The organism is Rhizobium sp. LC145, assembly GCF_001005825.1.
Classification (GTDB): domain Bacteria; phylum Pseudomonadota; class Alphaproteobacteria; order Rhizobiales; family Rhizobiaceae; genus Neorhizobium.
Genome location: NZ_LBHV01000011.1, coordinates 106,256 through 122,786, shown reverse-complemented (window position 1 = coordinate 122,786; position 16,531 = coordinate 106,256). Strand labels below are relative to the sequence as shown.

Here is a 16,531-nt window from a genome sequence, read left to right as displayed (position 1 = left end):
CGACACCGTGGGTTTCGAGAAGAAGCTGATAAGCGAGCGGTTCCTGACCGGTCTTTGCGTCACCTGTCGAAGGACGAGCGAACAACCATTGACGCCTCATGAATGTCGCCCTCCCACCCCGAGCTTGGTTATAGAGGCGGTCCAGAGAGAACTCTTTCTCGCTCCATCTGGCGGGGAAGGCGGGTGGCGGCGATCACAGCTCCGATTATGGCGATTGCCACCACAGTTCCGATCCACGCCCCATAGAAGCCCCAACCAAGAATCAAACCAGCGAATGCCGGCGAGACGATATCTGTTACTGCTACCAGCGCTTGCCCCGTACCCATGACAACTCCTTGCCGTTCAGAAGGGACGTGGACAGACAGAGCCCCGAGGTAGGTAGGCTTTGCAAGAGCATCGCCTATGCTGACGCACATCACGGCAAAGGCCAGAAGGAAAATCGTGTTCGCCAGCCCAGCGGTCACGACGCCGGTAGCGATGAGACCAAAAATCAGGATGATCAATTGGCGCTCGGATACAGACCGACCGAGCCACCCGAGGAGAAAAAGCTGGACGAGAATGTTAATCGCACCGTCAGCGGCTATGAGATAGCTGAACTCCCGTGGACCAAGAGGGTGCCCATCCCAAACGAACCTATCGGCAAGAAAATTCGGAAGCTGCGAGACATACATTCCGTAAGCGAAGAAGTGGCACAGCATAATAACGAAAAGGACACGCATCACAGGTGAGCTTGTGACAGCGCGCAACGAGATTTTCTCTCTACCGACCTTTGCGGGATTCCGCCCTATGGCCTTGCGTTCTTTCAGGCAAACGATTGTCACGAGGAGGCCGGAAGCAGCCAGAGCCAAAGCCATATAAATCGGGGCGGTCAACGAGGTTTCAGACAAAACGCTCGAGATGCCTGCACCGACAATTGCCCCGAGACCGAGACTGGCGCTTACGACGCCGATCGCCTGTCGTCGTGTCGCCACCGTACTATTGTCTGCTGCGTAAGCGGCCGCTGCCGAGAAGTTTCCAGCTGTCAGACCGAACAGGAAGCGAGCCAGAACGACAATGAAGATGCTTTGCGCAAGAGCAAGCAGCAAAAGGCTGACCATCGCCACCGCCTGGCTCGCCATTAGGACCCGCTTGCGACCAAATCGGTCGGAGAGCTGGCCCAGCAAAGGCGATGCCGCGGACTGGCTGAGCGCTTCGGTGGAAAGGACAAGCCCGAAGACGAAGGGGCTCGCTCCCATCTCACGTAGATAGAATGGCAGGACTGGCAGAACTGCCCCCACCCCAGCAGCATAGAGTGCCACAATAGCAGACAACGGCAACATCAACCGCAAGTCCAGCCTATCCCGCGTCGTGAAGTTGCTCCCAGAGCTCCTTTCGACGCTCATCAGACTGCTTCCTCGATACTGCTCAGACCGACGCGATCCAGATAGATCTCCAGCTTCGCAGCATGGTTGGCACAAAAGGTTGCGCCGACATAGCCGTCCGGACGGATCAGTACGCATTCCCCTGGTTCCATCTCATAGGCGCCGCGTATGTGTCCCCACTGGTCGACGATGTCGCCTCGAGGACCGACGCTGTGAATGCGAAGCCCCGGACGTGGCGTGAGGCCCTCAGGTCGTGGTCCGTGCACGAGCAGTGTCCAATGAGGCCCCTGAAAAAGCTGAAACAGCCGCGCCGGCTGGCCCGCCGCACCCTTGAACGGGGCGTCCGGCGCGCGGTCTCCCGCACGGAGGCTCCCGCTGCGTGCACTGATCTCGCCCGAGAGAAGGGATCCTGTATAGCCAATATCGAGCTGGTGCACCTCGCGGCCACGCCGCATCTCACCTCGCTTCTGCGCATCGAGCAGACGGCTGGATAGACCAAGTACCGCTTCTGCGACGGGGCGCCGCTCATCTTCGTAGCTGTCGAGCAGGCGATCCGGCGCGCCATCGAGCACCGCGGCCAGCTTCCACCCTAGATTATAAGCATCCTGAACGCTGGTATTCAGTCCCTGGCCACCCGTCGGCGGATGGATATGCGCGGCATCGCCAACAAGGAACACCCGGCCAACCCGGTACCGGTCTGCAAGCCGGGCGTTCATCATATAGGCAGATACCCACGTCACCGAATGCACCTGAACGTCGTCGCGGCCTGTCCGCTCGCTGATCATCCTTCCGAGCCCGTCCGCCGAGAGGTCGAATTCTCCCTCCAGCGGAATGGGTGCCTGAATCTGGAAAAGATCGGTTCCGGCAAGCGGGCAAACATGAACCATTCTTTCCATGTCCCCTTGATTGAACTGATGCCAGGCGTCGCGACTAAGTCCCGTCAGCGCAACATCTGCCACCACCGCACGCGCGCCTAACGTCTTGCCCGGAAAATTGATGTCCAGCGCGCCACGCACGAAGCTTCGGCCTCCGTCCGCTCCGATAAGATAGCGAGTACGAATTGCCTTCTCGCCGTCCGGTCCAGCGATCCGCGCAACGACCCCATCCTGGTTTTGTTCAAAACTGCACAGCTGAAAACCGAACTCGACCTGACGTCCGAACTCCCTCAACCGTTCTCGCATGATCCTTTCCGTGAGAAACTGCGGGATCATCAGCGGAATGTGGTAGGGCTCAGCGGGTGCCGGGTCCACATTCTCAATCGGGTTCTTTTCCACATAGGTGCCATCGTCCTGATACTCGTGCAAAGGCGGATAGATGCCCCCGGCGGCAACCACCTTGTCCAGGATTCCAATGTCCTCGAAAATTTCCTGCGTCCTAGGCTGTATCCCCTTCCCACGCGAACCAGGAAAGGGTTGGATCATCTTCTCGATCAGCCGGAAAGATATCCCTCGCCGTGCAAGCTCGATCCCTAGCGTCAGGCCAGCCGCTCCCGCGCCGCAGATGAGCACATCTGCCGCAAAATCATTTGTCATGTCGATCTCCTTATGTGTAATATGCACATAATGTACAAACCGGAAACCGTCAATGAAGAATGTGAAAAATACACATATCGAGCGCCATCAGATACGCCAACTCCATGATGCGTTGATCGATATCGTTACTCTGATGAACCGTCCCCAGCGCGATGAGCAGATGGTAAGGGAGGCCGGAATCGCGCTTGACCGGGCGCTATTTCCACTGCTGGTGGGAATCGAGCGACGGGGCCCAATTGGTATAGTGGAACTTGCCGACGGAACTGGCCGCGATTACAGCACGGTCAGCCGGCAGGTGACGAAACTGGAAAGTCTCGATTTAGTCGAGCGCAGGCAGAGCGCCACCGACAAGCGGGTCAATGAGGTTGTCGTCACGATGAAGGGCAAGGCGATGACGGACAAGATCGATGCAGCGCGAGAGAAGCTTGCTCGCTCGGTCTTCAAATCTTGGAACCAGCACGACGTCGACGAACTTGTACGCCTCATGCGCAAGTTTGCCGATGCTGTAAACGAAGAGCCGGAAGCCACCTAGGATGTCGAGATCATCCAATCAATTGGCGGCCTCCTTAAGGATTTCACTCTCCACTGTCTTCTTGCCCAGCAGGCGCTGCAAATCCATCGCCTAGCTCTGAAGCACCCGGCATTCCGAAGGGGGGACAGCTTCCTCAGCGGCCGTCACGATCAGCGCCCATGGAACGACGGCCGCGCTCGGGCCGGACAGGGCGCCTATCTTAAAACTGCTACTAGAGCCATTTTGCCAACATTACTCCTCACACCTAGCAAAGCAGGGAGCATGTCCGGAGCTTCCGGGTATTATTTCATATGCGGCGCCGCTATGCGGAGGCGGGGCCAGCAGGTCGCCCAAAGACTTCCTCGTCGGTCTGCGGCAACTGACCGTTGGGGGTCATCTTGTCGACGGCGTCCGGAATAGAGGTCGAAAGACGCTCCAGCAGCTCATGGTAGTCCAGGCCGGTCTTTGCGGCCAATTCCTGTAGGGTATCTCTGCCGATTGACGATTCGACCTGCTCTGGGGAAATGCCTTTAGACGGCTTTTGGGCGCTGACCCAGGAGTCTGCCTCCTCATGGTTTCCGCCGCTTTTGAATGCATCCACAAGTTCCCCCAGGCCTTTGCTGAGCGAACCTTCTTCGGAGCCGCCGAACATTTTGCCGATTTCGCCGAATATGCCGCCACCGTTCTGGGCACCGGCTTTCGAGCCCTGAAAGATCTGGCCCAGCTTATCGCGATTCTGATAACCGGCGACTGCCAATAGACCCAATAGCGCCGCAAGCGAGGGCATGGTGTTGCGAGATGAAGCCATTGTCGGTTCCTTTCTGCTTGTTGAACTCTCAAGCGCGCCGGGCGACGGCACCCCATACGAGCAAAACGATCACGGCGCCGACGATGGCGCCGATGAACCCGGCGCCCTGGTTGGCGTTATACCACCCCAATGCCTGCCCCAGATAGGAGGCCACGAAAGCCCCAACAATGCCAAGGATTGTCGTCAGGACAAAACCCTTCGGCTCGTTTTCACCAGGCACGATGAGCTTAGCCACGATACCGGCGGCAAAGCCAATGATGATGGTCCAGATTATCCCCATTGCAGAAGTTCCTCGTCTGATTGGGCAGCGTGAATGCAGGTCAGCTAAATTGCATTGGCGCGTCCCGAGGCTCCCTCCTTTGGAAATAACCAAAGGAGGCATTGGAAAAATCATACCTAGCGCGGCACGGACAAGAAGCAACCTTATGTCTCTTGCCGGCCCGCCAGTCTTTAAGAGCCACCGCGGCCACTATTCCGTCGGTGAAACCACGGGTCCATTATCTGCCCCCGGGGACGTATCCCACCATGCTGTTGGAATATCGATTCTGCCGCGCATCGCCGATCACACGATTTTCCTGATCGCTGCAGCATCGTTAGGCCGCTTTTGTGCCTTTGACGTTTGCGGAAGCTTTCGCAAGTTGCGTCAACTTCTTGTCGGTCGCTTCCTCTTCGGCAAGGTTCGCCTGCAGCAGCGGCACAGCCTCTTTTAGGCCAAGCTGCTTTGCCCATTCAATCAAGGTGCCGTACCGCGCAATCTCATAGTGCTCGACGGCCTGGGCCGATGAGATCAGCCCCGCATCGAGAGCTGGAGAGCCTTTGAATTCTTCCATGATTTCTTCGCCCTCGGCAATGAGGCCCTGGATCGCTTCGCAAGTTTTCCCGCGTGCGGCCTTCCCGACAAGCTCGAACACCTGTTCGAGACGCTCGATCTGACCTTGCGTTTCATCACGATGCTGCAGGAAGCCGGCTTTGCCTTCCTCGGACTGCGCCGCTCGTGCCATCTTTGGGAGCGCCTTCAAGATCTGCTTTTCCGCAAAGTAGATGTCCTTGAGAGTATCAACGAACAGGTCATCGAGAGTTTTGGTCGCTGCCACAGTTGGGTCCTCCTGATTGTAAGTAGCGCAGTTCAACTTAAATTTGGCTGAAAAGTTCCAGCGCTAATGGCCAGCGAGTGATGACCGTCACCACCGAGTGCCTCCGGAATGGTCTTGAGAGCGTCTCTCTTTCTCTCTTGTGCAACACGGCGCCGAGAACTGGTCTTGGAAATCGACTCTAGCCAAATTCGGGACCTACATTCCGGGGAAATCAGCGAAGCCGGACTACGATCTTTTACAGAGCAATCCTTTTCACGGGGCCGTTATCCTCCCTTATCTTAGTGCTGGATCTCTCCTACCTGAACGCGCGATCCGGCGCACAGTCTGCGTCGGGTGACCGCAAAAAGGAGTTTTCATGCCCTCACGACAGCTATTTTCCCTAGCCGTAGCGGTGCCGTTCTTTATGAGCGGCGTTGTCTTTCCGGCGACTGCACAAGAAGACACCGGTAAGTCGCAGGTAGAGCACCCAACCTACGGCTCCCGCCTCGAGGGCTTTGATTATCCATTCAGGACCGAGATCTTTCATGTGACCAGTCAGGGCCAGCCACTCGAAATGTCGTTCATGGACATCGCAGCGGAAAATCCGAATGGTCGGACTGTCGTGCTGCTGCACGGGAAGAATTTCTGCGGGGCCACCTGGGAAGATACCATAAATCGCCTGACGCGAGCCGGTTATCGTGTGATCGCCCCGGATCAGGTTGGTTTTTGCAAGTCGAGCAAGCCGCAGGTATATCAGTTCAGTTTTCATCAGCTGGCGGAAAATACCAAGGCGCTCCTCGATCAGCGCGGTATCAAGAAGGCGACGATCGTCGGCCACTCCATGGGCGGCATGCTCGCGTCTCGCTTTGCCTTAATGTACCCGGATGCGACCGAACAGCTTATAATGGTCAATCCGCTTGGCCTGGAGGATTGGAAGGCTAAGGGCGTGCCCTATCAGACGATTGATGCAGCATTTGAGGGCGAGAAGAAGACGACCTTCGCCAGCATCAAGGCTTACCAGCAGAAGATCTACTATTCGGGCAATTGGGAACCGGAATACGACAGATGGGTGGCGATGAGTGCGGGCATGTATGAAGGCGATGGCGAAGAACAAGTCGCATGGAACCAGGCCTTGACCTCCGACATGGTGTTTACCCAGCCTGTGGTTTATGAGTTTCCACAAATAAAGGTGCCGACGCTGCTTTTGATTGGCATGACCGACAAGACCGCACCAGGAGCCAACCGCGCGTCGCAAGAGCTCGCATCCAAGCTTGGCGACTACACGCAACTCGGCAAGCAGGCAGCCGAAGCGATCCCAGACGCCAAGCTCGTCGAGTTCGATGATCTTGGCCACTCACCGCAAATCCAGGATCCGGAAAGGTTCCATCAGGCGCTGCTTGATGGCTTGAAGACATTGTAAGGAAGCAAGGGCCCGCGCAAGCGGGCCTTCTCTCCTGAGTGAATGGCCAAGCACCTTTCCGGATGCATCTACACCTATGTCTCTGCGTCGGCGGACGCAATTGGCGGCCGTGTTGCAGACCGGCGAGTCCGGATCTGGAGCTTTCGAGGAGTTGTCACGGGGATCAATGGAGCCTCTGAGAGCGCCTCACGGGCAGCATCGGTCAACCTGGAGGCTGTAAAGTCAGCGTCCTTTTGCGCCGACAATGGTCGCGCGTCCTCGCTATCGGACCACAGCACCGCCCCCACACGTGAGGTGGGGTAGATGCGCTTGAAGCGGCGCATAAGAATGCCCGCATGCTTGGCAGAGTCCTCGTTCAGGAAACAAACAACAACGGCGTTGGCTTCTTTTGGAATGAGATCGCGGCTTCGGCGGTTGGTGATATCGGAGTGCCTTGCCGTCACGACTTCGGCTCCTTGCACCTGAAGCACCTGAGCCAGCATCGCCGCCGAGGCGTCATCAAGAGGGCCTCTGCCGCCAATGCAGATGACGGTCTTCCCAGTCCCGTCCGGCAGCTCCTCTTCTTCACTGCTATTTTGCTCCTCAGAAGGAGCCTTGGGGATCTCGCCCGTCGCCTTGCTTTTCTCCTCCTCTTCCGCCTCCTGCTCTTCCTCCTGCGCGATGTCTTCAAGGTTCGAGACCAGCGTTGTCGCCGTTTCGTATACCTGCTCCATCTGCCCTGCTGTCAGGACGCCTCGACGACGGTCCCGCTCCGCGAGCAGAAGAGCGGGAATGGCGACCTTGCCGTAGTAGTCTTCGAGGTAATCTTCTTCGAGCATCTCCTCAGCCTGGTCAGTAGCCTCGTCGGGATCACCTGCCAACAGCCTCTGGTAAAGGCGTTCCTTGGGATCAAGCACCGGCTCGCTGCCAAACAGGACCTCGAGGAACTCGAACTGGGGCACGTAACGACCGAGGACGGCCAGGCAAACGGTCAGCGGCGTCGACAGGATGAGGCCTACCGGCCCCCACAGCCATGCCCAAAAGATCGCCGCGACGATGATGGCCAGCGGAGAAAGCCCGGTGCGGGAACCATAGAGCCATGGTTCGACGATGTTGTTGCTGGTCAATTCCAGCACCAGGAATATCGCCGCGACCCAAAGAACGAGGCTCCAGCCCGGATCGACGGCGAAGGCCAAGAAGAGCGGGAGCACCGTCGCTATGACAGGGCCGATGTAAGGAACGAACCGAAGCACGATGGCCAGCATCCCCCACAGCACGGCGTTGGGGATGCCGACCGCCCACAGGCCGAGCGCCAGCGGGATTCCATAGGCGCAGTTCACGACCAACTGCATCAGAAGATAGAGCGCAACGCGGCTGCCGGCCTCCTGGAGCGCCTCCGTCGTGCGATGCAGGTCTCCATAGCCAACAAGCCGGATAAAGCGATCACGGAGTTCCTCTCGCTCCAGAAGCATGAAGATGACGACGACGATGATGAGACCTAACGAGGCAATCGGTCCAAGCAGCGGGCTGATAAGACTTGTGAGCGTTTCGATCGGCCGGCTGGGCGCGAATATCTCGACGAGCATCGGTTCTCTCGAGGGGGAAGCTGAACCTGGAGTAGCCTGGTTCTGCCCGGCATTGTTGATTTCGCGCCCGACGCTTTCGATGACCGAGGTCAGACGTCGCACGATGCCGTTGTCAGTTCCGCTCTCCTGGAGAGAACGTATCTTTCCGATGATGTTGCCCTGATAGGCGGGTAGGTTTTGTGCCACCTCGGCGACCTGTCCGGCCACCACAAGAGCGAATAGGGTGAGGCCAAGGAAGGCAAGCACGACGGTGGTGATTACCGCCAGGATCCGCGGAAGTCCGAGTTTGCGAAGACGGGATGAGATGGGTGCCAGGGCGAACGTCAAGAGGACCGCGATCGCCAGCGGAAGGAGCACCTCCTTCGCAAAATAGAGGATGGCCACGACCGCGAGCACCGACGCAAAGGCAGGCATGCGCGAGGGTCCCGACGGCGAAATGGAATAGAGGCGGCGAGGGCCGCCGAGCTCATTTTGCAAAATCGCCTCCTGACCCCAGGCTCGAAGCCGCCAAACTGGAGCTCGTCAACTGATCTCATCGAGGTAGGGCGAAGACAGGACTTGGCAATCATGATGCTTCGCCTGGTTGCGCAGGACGTGTCCACGTAGCGGGAAATCAGACCTCACGCCGAAGGTCTCGAACTTTGGCCTTTTTGAAGAGCAGGGAAAAAGCAAGATAGAACGGATTGCTTTGCCGGACTAAATCGGCCGGCGATATGCCTATACCGGAAAGGAGAGCATCTGCATTGCGCGAAGGCATGTACAGAAGAGGCAAGCCGCAAACGGCCGCAGCCGCCTTTGGTTTTGAAAAGCCTATCCTTCCCCAATTGAGATGCATCATAGAACGCGTGCCTTGGGGACGCGGAAATTGAGCAGCCGTGCGAAAATCATATTCCATTGATGTCATTGGTGAGTACGAAGCATTCGAAACCTAGTGAGACGTTCTGTTTCGTTACCGGATGGTACCCATTTTCGGCAGCGATTGCCGGTTGATACCGGGTGATGCTGATGATGACCTCTTCTGTGAAGTCTGCGTGCGCAGCAATGCCATCAGCATCGGCCCCACTGCGAATTCTCCCTTGGCTGCGCGGCGTGTGAGGTGTCTCAGATATCCCCCGGCCGAACCAATGCGTTCTCCTCTTTCGAGAATGCAGGCCATCACCATTGCGGTTGCCTGCGGTCCCATGACGGAACTCGCTTCCTCGTAAGCCGAGGTGCTCACCGCCAGCGTCGAGCGAACGACCGCTGCTGCCGTGATCAGATCCCGCCAGTTGCGGATTTCTCCGCCCGGACCATAGGCCTGTATTTCCGGGCAGGCCCGATGGACGGTCTCGAGGGAGAATTTGAAGGCTGGGGCGCTCTCCGACGAGGACGGGTGGTCATGGGGAGAGTGGCGGTTGATCACTTCCGGTTCTTCATAAGGTGACGCGGTAAGTTCCTTGACGGATGTAGTTCGGTTGCTGATATGGCCGGGTTCAGATTCAGAAGGGAAATAGGATTCTGAATCCTGTTTGTGGCGCTCAATTTGAGACTCATTGCCGCTCATTTTTTCCGTTTTTAGCTGTGCGTTCAAAAGCTTGAACGTTCTCTCGCGCAGTTCCTCCATTCGGGTGAGGATTGGCAACAAGGCGTCTAGCTTCGCAACGCGCGGAAACTGTTCAATGAGGCCGTGGAGTTCGGCCGAAAGGCTCAGCCAGTCGCCGGCAAGGCCTTCGTTGAGGGCGCCGGTGATCACCTTGGTCACGTCGCGGCGGCATATCGTCAGGCGTTCCTTGGCAGCTCTCAGCAATTGCCGATCGGCGACGGAACGCGCGGCCAGGCTTTCTATCTCGCTGGCGCGGGAAAGAAGCGGTGCAAGCGAGAAACCGTAAGCTTCGTCGATCTCCCCTGCCCTGTCGCGCCGTGCGTAGCGCTTTCCGTTAGGGCTGTCCTTGCGGATGATCAGTCCGGAATCGACGAGAATGGCCAGATGGCGCCTGAGCGTGGCTGCGGCCATGCCGCGTGCACGAAGCGAAAGCTGCGCATTCGAGGGAAAGACGACCAGCCCCCGCTCGGCGGAAAGCTCCTCTTCTGGATAGAAGCTCAAGAGCGCATCGAGAACGGTAAGCGCTCGATCAGTCACGCCGAGAGAGGGCCGCGCCTCGCAGATAGCCCTGAAAAGCTTCCATTTGTTGCGCCGGAAATCGGGCTCGATATCCTCGGCTTGCATTTGACTTGCCAGGAAGGCAAGCGATATCGACCGCCGCCCAAAGGGCGTCGTGACAGTTCCACTCTCCATTTTCCTTCACCTACGCATAGGCAAAAGAAATCCGCTCACCAAAACGGTGCCAAAGACTCTTGACTGTGATTCGTGGAAATGCGATTCTCGATCTTGCTAGAAATCAGAGGAAGGCTTCCACGACTTCGGTCGCTTGGGGGCCTTTTTCTTTTGCGGGTTGCTCCTTTGCGGGTTGAACTCGTCTAACAGCGATGACTCAGTCCCGGAGGACCGATCGGCTCTGAAGATAATCGCGATGCAGTTGCTCGAGCTGCGAGGCGACGAAATCGGCAAAAGCAGGTGCGGCCCGATCATCAAAAACCAGATTGACCTTGGTTCCGCTCCGCTCGACGGATGCGAGCTTTGCTCCCGCCTCGCTCTTGATCGTCTCGGGTTTCGGCTTTGCGCCTCTAACGGAGAGCAGAGCCATGACCTGACTGAAGCGGCTGTCGGAATCAGCATCCCTGAACCGGGTGCTTTGCAGGAGTTCCTTGAGCGCCGCCTCGTTCTTTCCTTCGGCATGACGCTCGGCGAGCGCCATCCATCTGGGACGGCCTGCCTTCGGCGCCGGGCCGATCGCTTCGATCAATGTGCGCGGCAGCGAATGCGCGACGCTCATCAGCTTTGAAAGCTGGGTTTTCTCGATTCCCAGCGAGGACATGATGACGCGCCGGTCGAAACCGCGCTCTTCGAGAGCGAGCGCAAAAAGTCCGCGCTCGATATAGCTGAGATCCGAACGGGCGGCGTTTTCCTGGCCCTGGATGACGACGAGCTCTTCATCTGTCAGATTCTGGACGACGGCCTTGACGGGACGAGCGAGCGAGGCGAGCACCCGCACGCGGCGGTGACCGAAGGCGATCTGATATCTGTCCGGCTTTGAAGGGTGAGGCCTGACCAGGATGGGGCTCTTCTGCCCGGATTCGCGGATGGCTTCGACCAGCCGCTGATAGTCTTCGCCTTCGTCAGGCAGACGGTCGGAAACGAAGGAGCCCTCGATCTTTTCGGTCGGTATTTCCACCACCGCCGAACCCGAGGCGATCAATGCCCTCGCCTGATCGGCCGCGCTGGCGATATGGCCGAGAGAACGGCTCATGGCTCCGACCGCGCCGGAGCGTATGTGTTGCAGCGACTTTTCCGGCGCTTCCGTCGGGGGTGCTGCATCATTCGAGTTGCCATCTGGCAACTCCTGCTCCCGCCGGGATAGCATTGCTTTCAGAGTGTCTTTCCGGCTCATGCCGCCCTCCCCCAGGCCTGCCTGATGAGGCTTTCGATTTCGCCATTGACCGCGTCGAGCGATTCCATCGCGCGGTCATAGGTGTTCTTGGAAAAGTTCTCGCGCCCGACCTCGTAAAGCGTCTGCTTGGAAAGCCCGGCATCCGAAATCGCGGTGGATTTCAGCATATGGTTCGTCAGAACGCGCTCGCGGAACAATGACCGCATGAAGCCAACCACCTGCGTTTGCGGGCCGTCGGAAGGCTCGTAGCGCGTCACCACATAGCGGATGAAATCATAGTCGAGGTCGCCGCCGGAATCCTGGACGACGCTCAGCAGGTCGGATGTCATCAGCAGGAACTGGCACATCGACATGACGTCCAGCATTTGCGGGTGGGCGGTGATCAGGAGCCCGGTCGAGGCGCAAAGCGCGCCGAGCGTCAGGAAACCGAGCTGCGGCGGGCAATCGAGGACCATCACGTCGTAATTGTCTGAGACGGTGCCCAGTGCTGAAGCCACGCGGCCGAAGAAGGGTTCGGCCGAACGCTCGGCAAGCGCGCGGGGCGTGTCGTGCTCAAATTCCATGAGTTCGAGATTGCCGGGAACGAGATCGAGGCCGGGAATATAGGTCTTGCGCACCACGTCGCTCAACGGACGGCGCTGCTCGTCATAGCGTATGGCGGCGTACATGGTCTCGTTGGAGCCGATATCGTATTCGGGCTGGTAGCCGTGCAGCGCGGTGAGCGAAGCCTGCGGATCGAGATCGACGGCAAGCACGCGGTGACCTTGAAGGGCGAGATATTGCGCCAGATGCGCGGCGGTCGTGGTCTTGCCGCTGCCACCCTTGAAGTTGAGCACGGCCATGACCTGGCAGTGCTCGTCGCCACGCCGGTGCGGGACATAGCGTTTGCCCTTGGAATTCTCATCCAGGACGGCGCGGATCTCGTTGATCTGGTCGAGCGTGTAGGAGCGCCTTCCTCCGGGGCTGATGGCCGGCTGCGGTCCCTTGCCGTTCAGCGAGAGTTGCCGAAGATAGGCATCGGCGATGCCAATCAGCTTCGCCGATTCTACAGAGGAGAAGGACCGCAGGGTCTTTTGTGATACCGGCGGAAAGAGCGCCTGGCGCATTGCCTGCAATTCCTGAGACAGTGCGGCGCCGTCGGCGGCGATGACCTCGGTCATCGGGCGCTTTGGTGTAAGTGTGGGGGAGAACTGACTACGAGCCTTCGCCATAACTACGATAATTCTCCGTAATGGATGAATATTTCGTAGGGAAGATGCCGCGAGTCGCGATTCTTAGCAAGGGAATTAGGGTTAATGAAAGATTAACCATGCCGAAGGTGATCTTCAAGTACGTTTAGACTGCCCTGCCCGTTCGAAACAGCCAACGTCATCCGCGGCCCTGCCCTCTCATGCACGGCGACGAATAGCTATTGTCGCGACGCTTGCCCCCCGCATTTTTCTCCCAGGAGGCAGAATCGGCACGACCGGACATGTGATGCGGACGCCGTCTCCTTCCTGTCGCGAGTCGTCAGGAGGCAATTCAGTTAACAAGGCCGGAGTTGCCATCTGGCAACTTCGGCGGAGCGCCTTCTCATCGGAAGGGCGCGTGAACGATGCTGCCTGAACAGAGCTAGGTAGTGGTCTCATAAACCCGCATCCATAGTCGGGCGGCTGCGAGGAAGTTTCTGGCCAGCTTGTCATAGCGGGTTGCGACCCTGTGGAAGTGTTTGAGCTTGCAGAAGAAGCGCTCGACGAGGTTGCGCTGCCGGTAGATTTCGGGATCGACCGATCGCTGAACCTTGCGGTCGCGTTGGGTGGGAATATGAGCCTGTCCGCCGCGCTGGCCGACCAGGTCGATCAGATGCTGCCAGTCATAGCCGCGGTCGGCGACGACGGTGGAGGCGGGTAGCCCTTCGAGCAGTCCGGGCGCCGCAGCCTTATCGGACGCCTGCCCTGACGTCAGCGCGACACGGACCGGGAGTCTGTTCTCGTCGACGACGACGTGGATCTTGCTGGTCAGTCCTCCACGAGAACGGCCGATGGCGTGATACGGGCCCCTTTTTTACCACCGGCGGCATGCTGGTGGGCGCGGATGATGGAGCTGTCGATCAACTGCATCGACTGTGGTGAAGCGGATGCCAGAGCCTCGAACACACGTAGCCATACGCCCGCCTTGGCCCATCGGTTGTAGCCGTTATAAGCGATCGTATAGGGGCCATAGCGCTCGGGCAGGTCCCGCGAGGGCGAGCCGGTGCGCAGGATGTAGAAGATTCCATTTATGAGTGCAGAGCCTAGCGCCGGCCCAACGACGGACGTGGCTCCTGGGTCGATTGCCTGCGAGCCGTAACCCGGTCATCGATCTCGGGTATTCCATTTTGCTTGGCCTTCTTCGGAGCAAGGTCTCAGGTGACATAGCTGGGAGTTGCCAGGTGGCAACTCCCACTGCTGCTCGGCGCGTTGTATTGCCCCCGCGTGGAGCAGCCGGCCATGCTTCACGAACACTTGCCGCAGGTTGGCATTATGCCATAACCTTTCGTTGGGACGACCGGGAGTGGGGTTGGCCTGGCGAGCGAGAGGACGGCCTGGTTGTGACCGGCTTTATTTCGGCGTAGCATGGATTCATACCTTTTGAGGCATGTGGGGAGGAGATCCTGCAGCATGGCGAAGCTCGTGTTCGCTTTGAACCAATCCCTGGATGGATATGTCGACCACACGGCGTTTACGCCCGAGCCCGCGCTCTTCCGTCATTTTATCGACGACGTGCGCGGTTTGGCCGGCAGCGTGTACGGCCGCCGCATGTACGAGGTGATGCGGTATTGGGACGAAGATCATGCGGCGTGGGGCGAGGAGGAGCGCGACTATGCTGCAGCCTGGCGCAGCCAACCGAAATGGGTCGTGTCGCGCTCGCTGAAGTCCGTCGGGCCGAATGCCACTCTGGTCGCTGATGACATCGAGGTGGTGATAGGCGGTCTCAAGGCTCGATTGGATGGCGTGATTGAAGTTTCCGGACCTGAGCTGGCACGAAGCCTGACGGACCTTGGTCTTGTCGATGAATATCGGTTGTACCTCCATCCCGTCGTGCTTGGTTGCGGCAAGCCGTTCTTCGCCGGCCCGCAACCGCCGCTGCGCCTCGTGGCGAGCGACCGATTTGGCGAGAGCGTGATCAGATTGACATACGTTCCCGCTTAACCGCGCGCCGAACCGGCAAACTGCTGATCCTATAACTTTCATGATCAGCGGCAGCAGTTGCCCGACCTTGGTCGTGCGTGCGGAACCTCATGGGAGGTGTAGGCGGTTCGCGGACCAGTTTCCGCTCAACTGAAATGGGGAGAGGGGAGGGGCTGCCGTGTAGGGGTATGGCGAAAACGATGTGCTTGGTCTATAATCCTGCCATGCAGATTCGCACCTGACAGCGAAAGGTGCGCTTAGCTCGCCAAGAAGCTTCGGCACCGGCGACGAGTGGCAGGCACTCCAATTTTCTTCGATGCAAGCTACGGCATGATTAATGGGCGGTGATGAAACCAAACCGCTCACTCGCTTTCATAACGCAAATCAGCTACAACAACATCAATGCGTTACGATCTTGCGAAATTGCCCCTGCACAGCCTGATTTCACCGGTGGCGGCCACGACGGCCGCGCTTGCGCGGCTCGACGAGCGCCTGAGCCGAACCGACTTGCGCGAGGGCTGCATCAGCCGCGCCGACTTCGCTGATGCCTGTGCCTCAATGTGGATCGATGGAGAACTCGTGCATCTGGAGGATGTCGTCCTCCATGATGCCGGCATGGGCATCCGCGCACCGACGCATGAGCTGACCATCGCCCATGATGTGCTCCGCACCCGCCGACGCATTCTGGCTCATCCACCCAACTGGGCGCTCAGCATTGAGGGTCTGCGGCATCTGCGCGGCCGCATGGATATCGGGTCGGGTGCGTCGTTGGCAGCGGTCGAAGAGGTCTCGCAGCCGATCGCGGACGGGGAGGGGACTGAGAAAGAAGATGAGGACGATGCCGACGATCCGCTTGCCAGGGAGTTTGCGGAGATCGATGCAGTGCTTGCCCGAAGCGAGGCCCTGCTTTCCCTGGCCGCAGCCCCGCCGGCGCCATCGCCCCCACGGGAGCGCGATCCGCTCGTCTACGAACCGGACTGGGACGAGGATTCGCGCATCGAGGAATGGCGCGCCGTGCTTTTTGAAATAGAAGGGCTGCCACCGATGCTGCGCGCCGTGCTTCTGCTCGATGCGTGGAACCAGTTGCAGGTCCTGCAGCACGCGCCATGGCTTGGCCGGCTGCTTGCCGCAGCCCTGCTTCGCGAGACCGGCATCACCCTGGTGCATCTGGCAACCGTCAACCTCGGACTGAAAGCCATCCCGCGCGAACGCCGCGCCAGCCGCGATCGCAACGACCGGTTACTCGCCTTTCTCGATGGAATCGCCGCCGGCGCGGAGGCCGGGTTGAAGGAGCATGATCGGTTGCTTCTGGCCCGCCAGCAGATGCAGCGCCGGCTCGCAGGACGCCGTGCCTCGTCGAAGCTTCCGCAACTGGTCGATCTCGTCCTTTCGAAGCCAATGGTATCGGCCGGAATGATCGCCGAAGCGCTTGGCGTAACGCCGCAGGGTGCACTCAAAATCGCCAGCGCGCTGAACCTCAGGGAACTGACGGGGAGGGGGAGGTTTCGGGCTTGGGGCGTGATTTGATCCGCAGCGATCCTTGCCATTCAAGGCCGCGCGGCTTGCAATTGGGCGATTTTTGAACTGAGTTCTTATACTTTCGCGAATATGCTCGTTCAGCGAT

14 protein-coding genes and 1 pseudogene are annotated in these 16,531 nt (G+C 58.8%); 5 read left to right on the top strand and 10 right to left on the bottom strand.

Annotation, left to right across the window (positions count from 1 at the left end):
* Positions 1–128: 128 nt before the first annotated feature.
* The gene (locus YH62_RS24580) at positions 129–1,382 is read right to left on the bottom strand and encodes an MFS transporter (RefSeq protein WP_046796941.1); all 1,254 of its coding nucleotides are present in this window, start codon (positions 1,380–1,382) and stop codon (positions 129–131) included.
* The gene (locus tag YH62_RS24575; RefSeq protein WP_046796940.1) at positions 1,382–2,893 is read right to left on the bottom strand and encodes an FAD-dependent oxidoreductase; all 1,512 of its coding nucleotides are present in this window, start codon (positions 2,891–2,893) and stop codon (positions 1,382–1,384) included. Before YH62_RS24575 ends, YH62_RS24580 begins: the two co-directional genes overlap by 1 nt.
* Before the next feature lie 52 nt (positions 2,894–2,945).
* Here YH62_RS24575 and YH62_RS24570 point away from each other — a divergent pair, with 52 nt between their 5' ends.
* Positions 2,946–3,425, top strand: coding sequence for a MarR family winged helix-turn-helix transcriptional regulator (locus YH62_RS24570; RefSeq protein WP_046796939.1), 480 nt, complete (start codon positions 2,946–2,948; stop codon positions 3,423–3,425).
* Between the two features lie 27 nt (positions 3,426–3,452).
* Here the strand turns inward: YH62_RS24570 and YH62_RS30315 are convergent.
* The 4 genes and pseudogenes from YH62_RS30315 to YH62_RS24555 all read right to left on the bottom strand — a co-directional run.
* A pseudogene (locus tag YH62_RS30315) lies at positions 3,453–3,581 on the bottom strand (IS3 family transposase); the annotation flags it as partial.
* Positions 3,582–3,726: 145 nt separating this feature from the next.
* Positions 3,727–4,212, bottom strand: coding sequence for a YidB family protein (locus YH62_RS24565; RefSeq protein ID WP_046796938.1), 486 nt, complete (start codon positions 4,210–4,212; stop codon positions 3,727–3,729).
* 28 nt (positions 4,213–4,240) lie between these two features.
* Complete coding sequence (locus YH62_RS24560) at positions 4,241–4,492, bottom strand: GlsB/YeaQ/YmgE family stress response membrane protein (protein ID WP_046796937.1); 252 nt, start codon at positions 4,490–4,492, stop codon at positions 4,241–4,243.
* Positions 4,493–4,805: 313 nt separating this feature from the next.
* Positions 4,806–5,306, bottom strand: a complete 501-nt coding sequence (locus tag YH62_RS24555) for a ferritin-like domain-containing protein (RefSeq protein WP_046796936.1) — start codon at positions 5,304–5,306, stop codon at positions 4,806–4,808.
* Between the two features lie 355 nt (positions 5,307–5,661).
* On the opposite strand from YH62_RS24555, the gene YH62_RS24550 reads away from it, so the two are divergent.
* The gene (locus YH62_RS24550) at positions 5,662–6,705 is read left to right on the top strand and encodes an alpha/beta hydrolase (RefSeq protein ID WP_046796935.1); all 1,044 of its coding nucleotides are present in this window, start codon (positions 5,662–5,664) and stop codon (positions 6,703–6,705) included.
* Between the two features lie 74 nt (positions 6,706–6,779).
* Here YH62_RS24550 and YH62_RS24545 read toward each other — a convergent pair whose 3' ends face one another.
* The 4 genes from YH62_RS24545 to repA all read right to left on the bottom strand — a co-directional run bounded on the left by YH62_RS24545 (position 6,780) and on the right by repA (position 12,918).
* Positions 6,780–8,684, bottom strand: a complete 1,905-nt coding sequence (locus YH62_RS24545) for an AI-2E family transporter (protein WP_245282179.1) — start codon at positions 8,682–8,684, stop codon at positions 6,780–6,782.
* 535 nt (positions 8,685–9,219) lie between these two features.
* A complete protein-coding gene (repC, locus tag YH62_RS24540) occupies positions 9,220–10,545 on the bottom strand; it encodes a plasmid replication protein RepC (protein WP_046796933.1) in 1,326 nt (441 codons plus the stop codon).
* A 196-nt stretch (positions 10,546–10,741) separates the two neighbouring features.
* Positions 10,742–11,758, bottom strand: coding sequence for a plasmid partitioning protein RepB (gene repB, locus YH62_RS24535; protein ID WP_046796932.1), 1,017 nt, complete (start codon positions 11,756–11,758; stop codon positions 10,742–10,744).
* Complete coding sequence (gene repA / locus YH62_RS24530; RefSeq protein ID WP_137326556.1) at positions 11,755–12,918, bottom strand: plasmid partitioning protein RepA; 1,164 nt, start codon at positions 12,916–12,918, stop codon at positions 11,755–11,757. Before repA ends, repB begins: the two co-directional genes overlap by 4 nt.
* 538 nt (positions 12,919–13,456) lie before the next feature.
* Between repA and YH62_RS30875 the strand changes: the two genes are divergently transcribed.
* The 3 genes from YH62_RS30875 (at position 13,457) to YH62_RS24515 (ending at position 16,434) form a co-directional block, all read left to right on the top strand.
* Positions 13,457–13,648, top strand: coding sequence for a hypothetical protein (locus YH62_RS30875; RefSeq protein ID WP_046796930.1), 192 nt, complete (start codon positions 13,457–13,459; stop codon positions 13,646–13,648).
* A gap of 749 nt (positions 13,649–14,397) precedes the next feature.
* Entirely contained in the window at positions 14,398–14,928 is a 531-nt protein-coding gene (locus YH62_RS24520) for a dihydrofolate reductase family protein (RefSeq protein ID WP_046796929.1), read from the top strand.
* Between the two features lie 381 nt (positions 14,929–15,309).
* Entirely contained in the window at positions 15,310–16,434 is a 1,125-nt protein-coding gene (locus YH62_RS24515) for an RHE_PE00001 family protein (RefSeq protein WP_046796928.1), read from the top strand.
* Positions 16,435–16,531: the final 97 nt, after the last annotated feature.

Excerpts from the sequence above, each read along its gene's own strand:
- YH62_RS24580 (WP_046796941.1), bottom strand. The coding sequence starts at position 1,382 with ATGAGCGTCGAAAGGAGCTCTGGGAGCAACTTCACGACGCGGGATAGG.
- YH62_RS24575 (WP_046796940.1), bottom strand. The coding sequence starts at position 2,893 with ATGACAAATGATTTTGCGGCAGATGTGCTCATCTGCGGCGCGGGAGCG.
- YH62_RS24570 (WP_046796939.1), top strand. The coding sequence starts at position 2,946 with ATGAAGAATGTGAAAAATACACATATCGAGCGCCATCAGATACGCCAA.
- YH62_RS24565 (WP_046796938.1), bottom strand. The coding sequence starts at position 4,212 with ATGGCTTCATCTCGCAACACCATGCCCTCGCTTGCGGCGCTATTGGGT.
- YH62_RS24560 (WP_046796937.1), bottom strand. The coding sequence starts at position 4,492 with ATGGGGATAATCTGGACCATCATCATTGGCTTTGCCGCCGGTATCGTG.
- YH62_RS24550 (WP_046796935.1), top strand. The coding sequence starts at position 5,662 with ATGCCCTCACGACAGCTATTTTCCCTAGCCGTAGCGGTGCCGTTCTTT.
- YH62_RS24545 (WP_245282179.1), bottom strand. The coding sequence starts at position 8,684 with ATGCCTGCCTTTGCGTCGGTGCTCGCGGTCGTGGCCATCCTCTATTTT.
- repC (WP_046796933.1), bottom strand. The coding sequence starts at position 10,545 with ATGGAGAGTGGAACTGTCACGACGCCCTTTGGGCGGCGGTCGATATCG.
- repB (WP_046796932.1), bottom strand. The coding sequence starts at position 11,758 with ATGAGCCGGAAAGACACTCTGAAAGCAATGCTATCCCGGCGGGAGCAG.
- repA (WP_137326556.1), bottom strand. The coding sequence starts at position 12,918 with ATGACCGAGGTCATCGCCGCCGACGGCGCCGCACTGTCTCAGGAATTG.
- YH62_RS24520 (WP_046796929.1), top strand. The coding sequence starts at position 14,398 with ATGGCGAAGCTCGTGTTCGCTTTGAACCAATCCCTGGATGGATATGTC.
- YH62_RS24515 (WP_046796928.1), top strand. The coding sequence starts at position 15,310 with ATGCGTTACGATCTTGCGAAATTGCCCCTGCACAGCCTGATTTCACCG.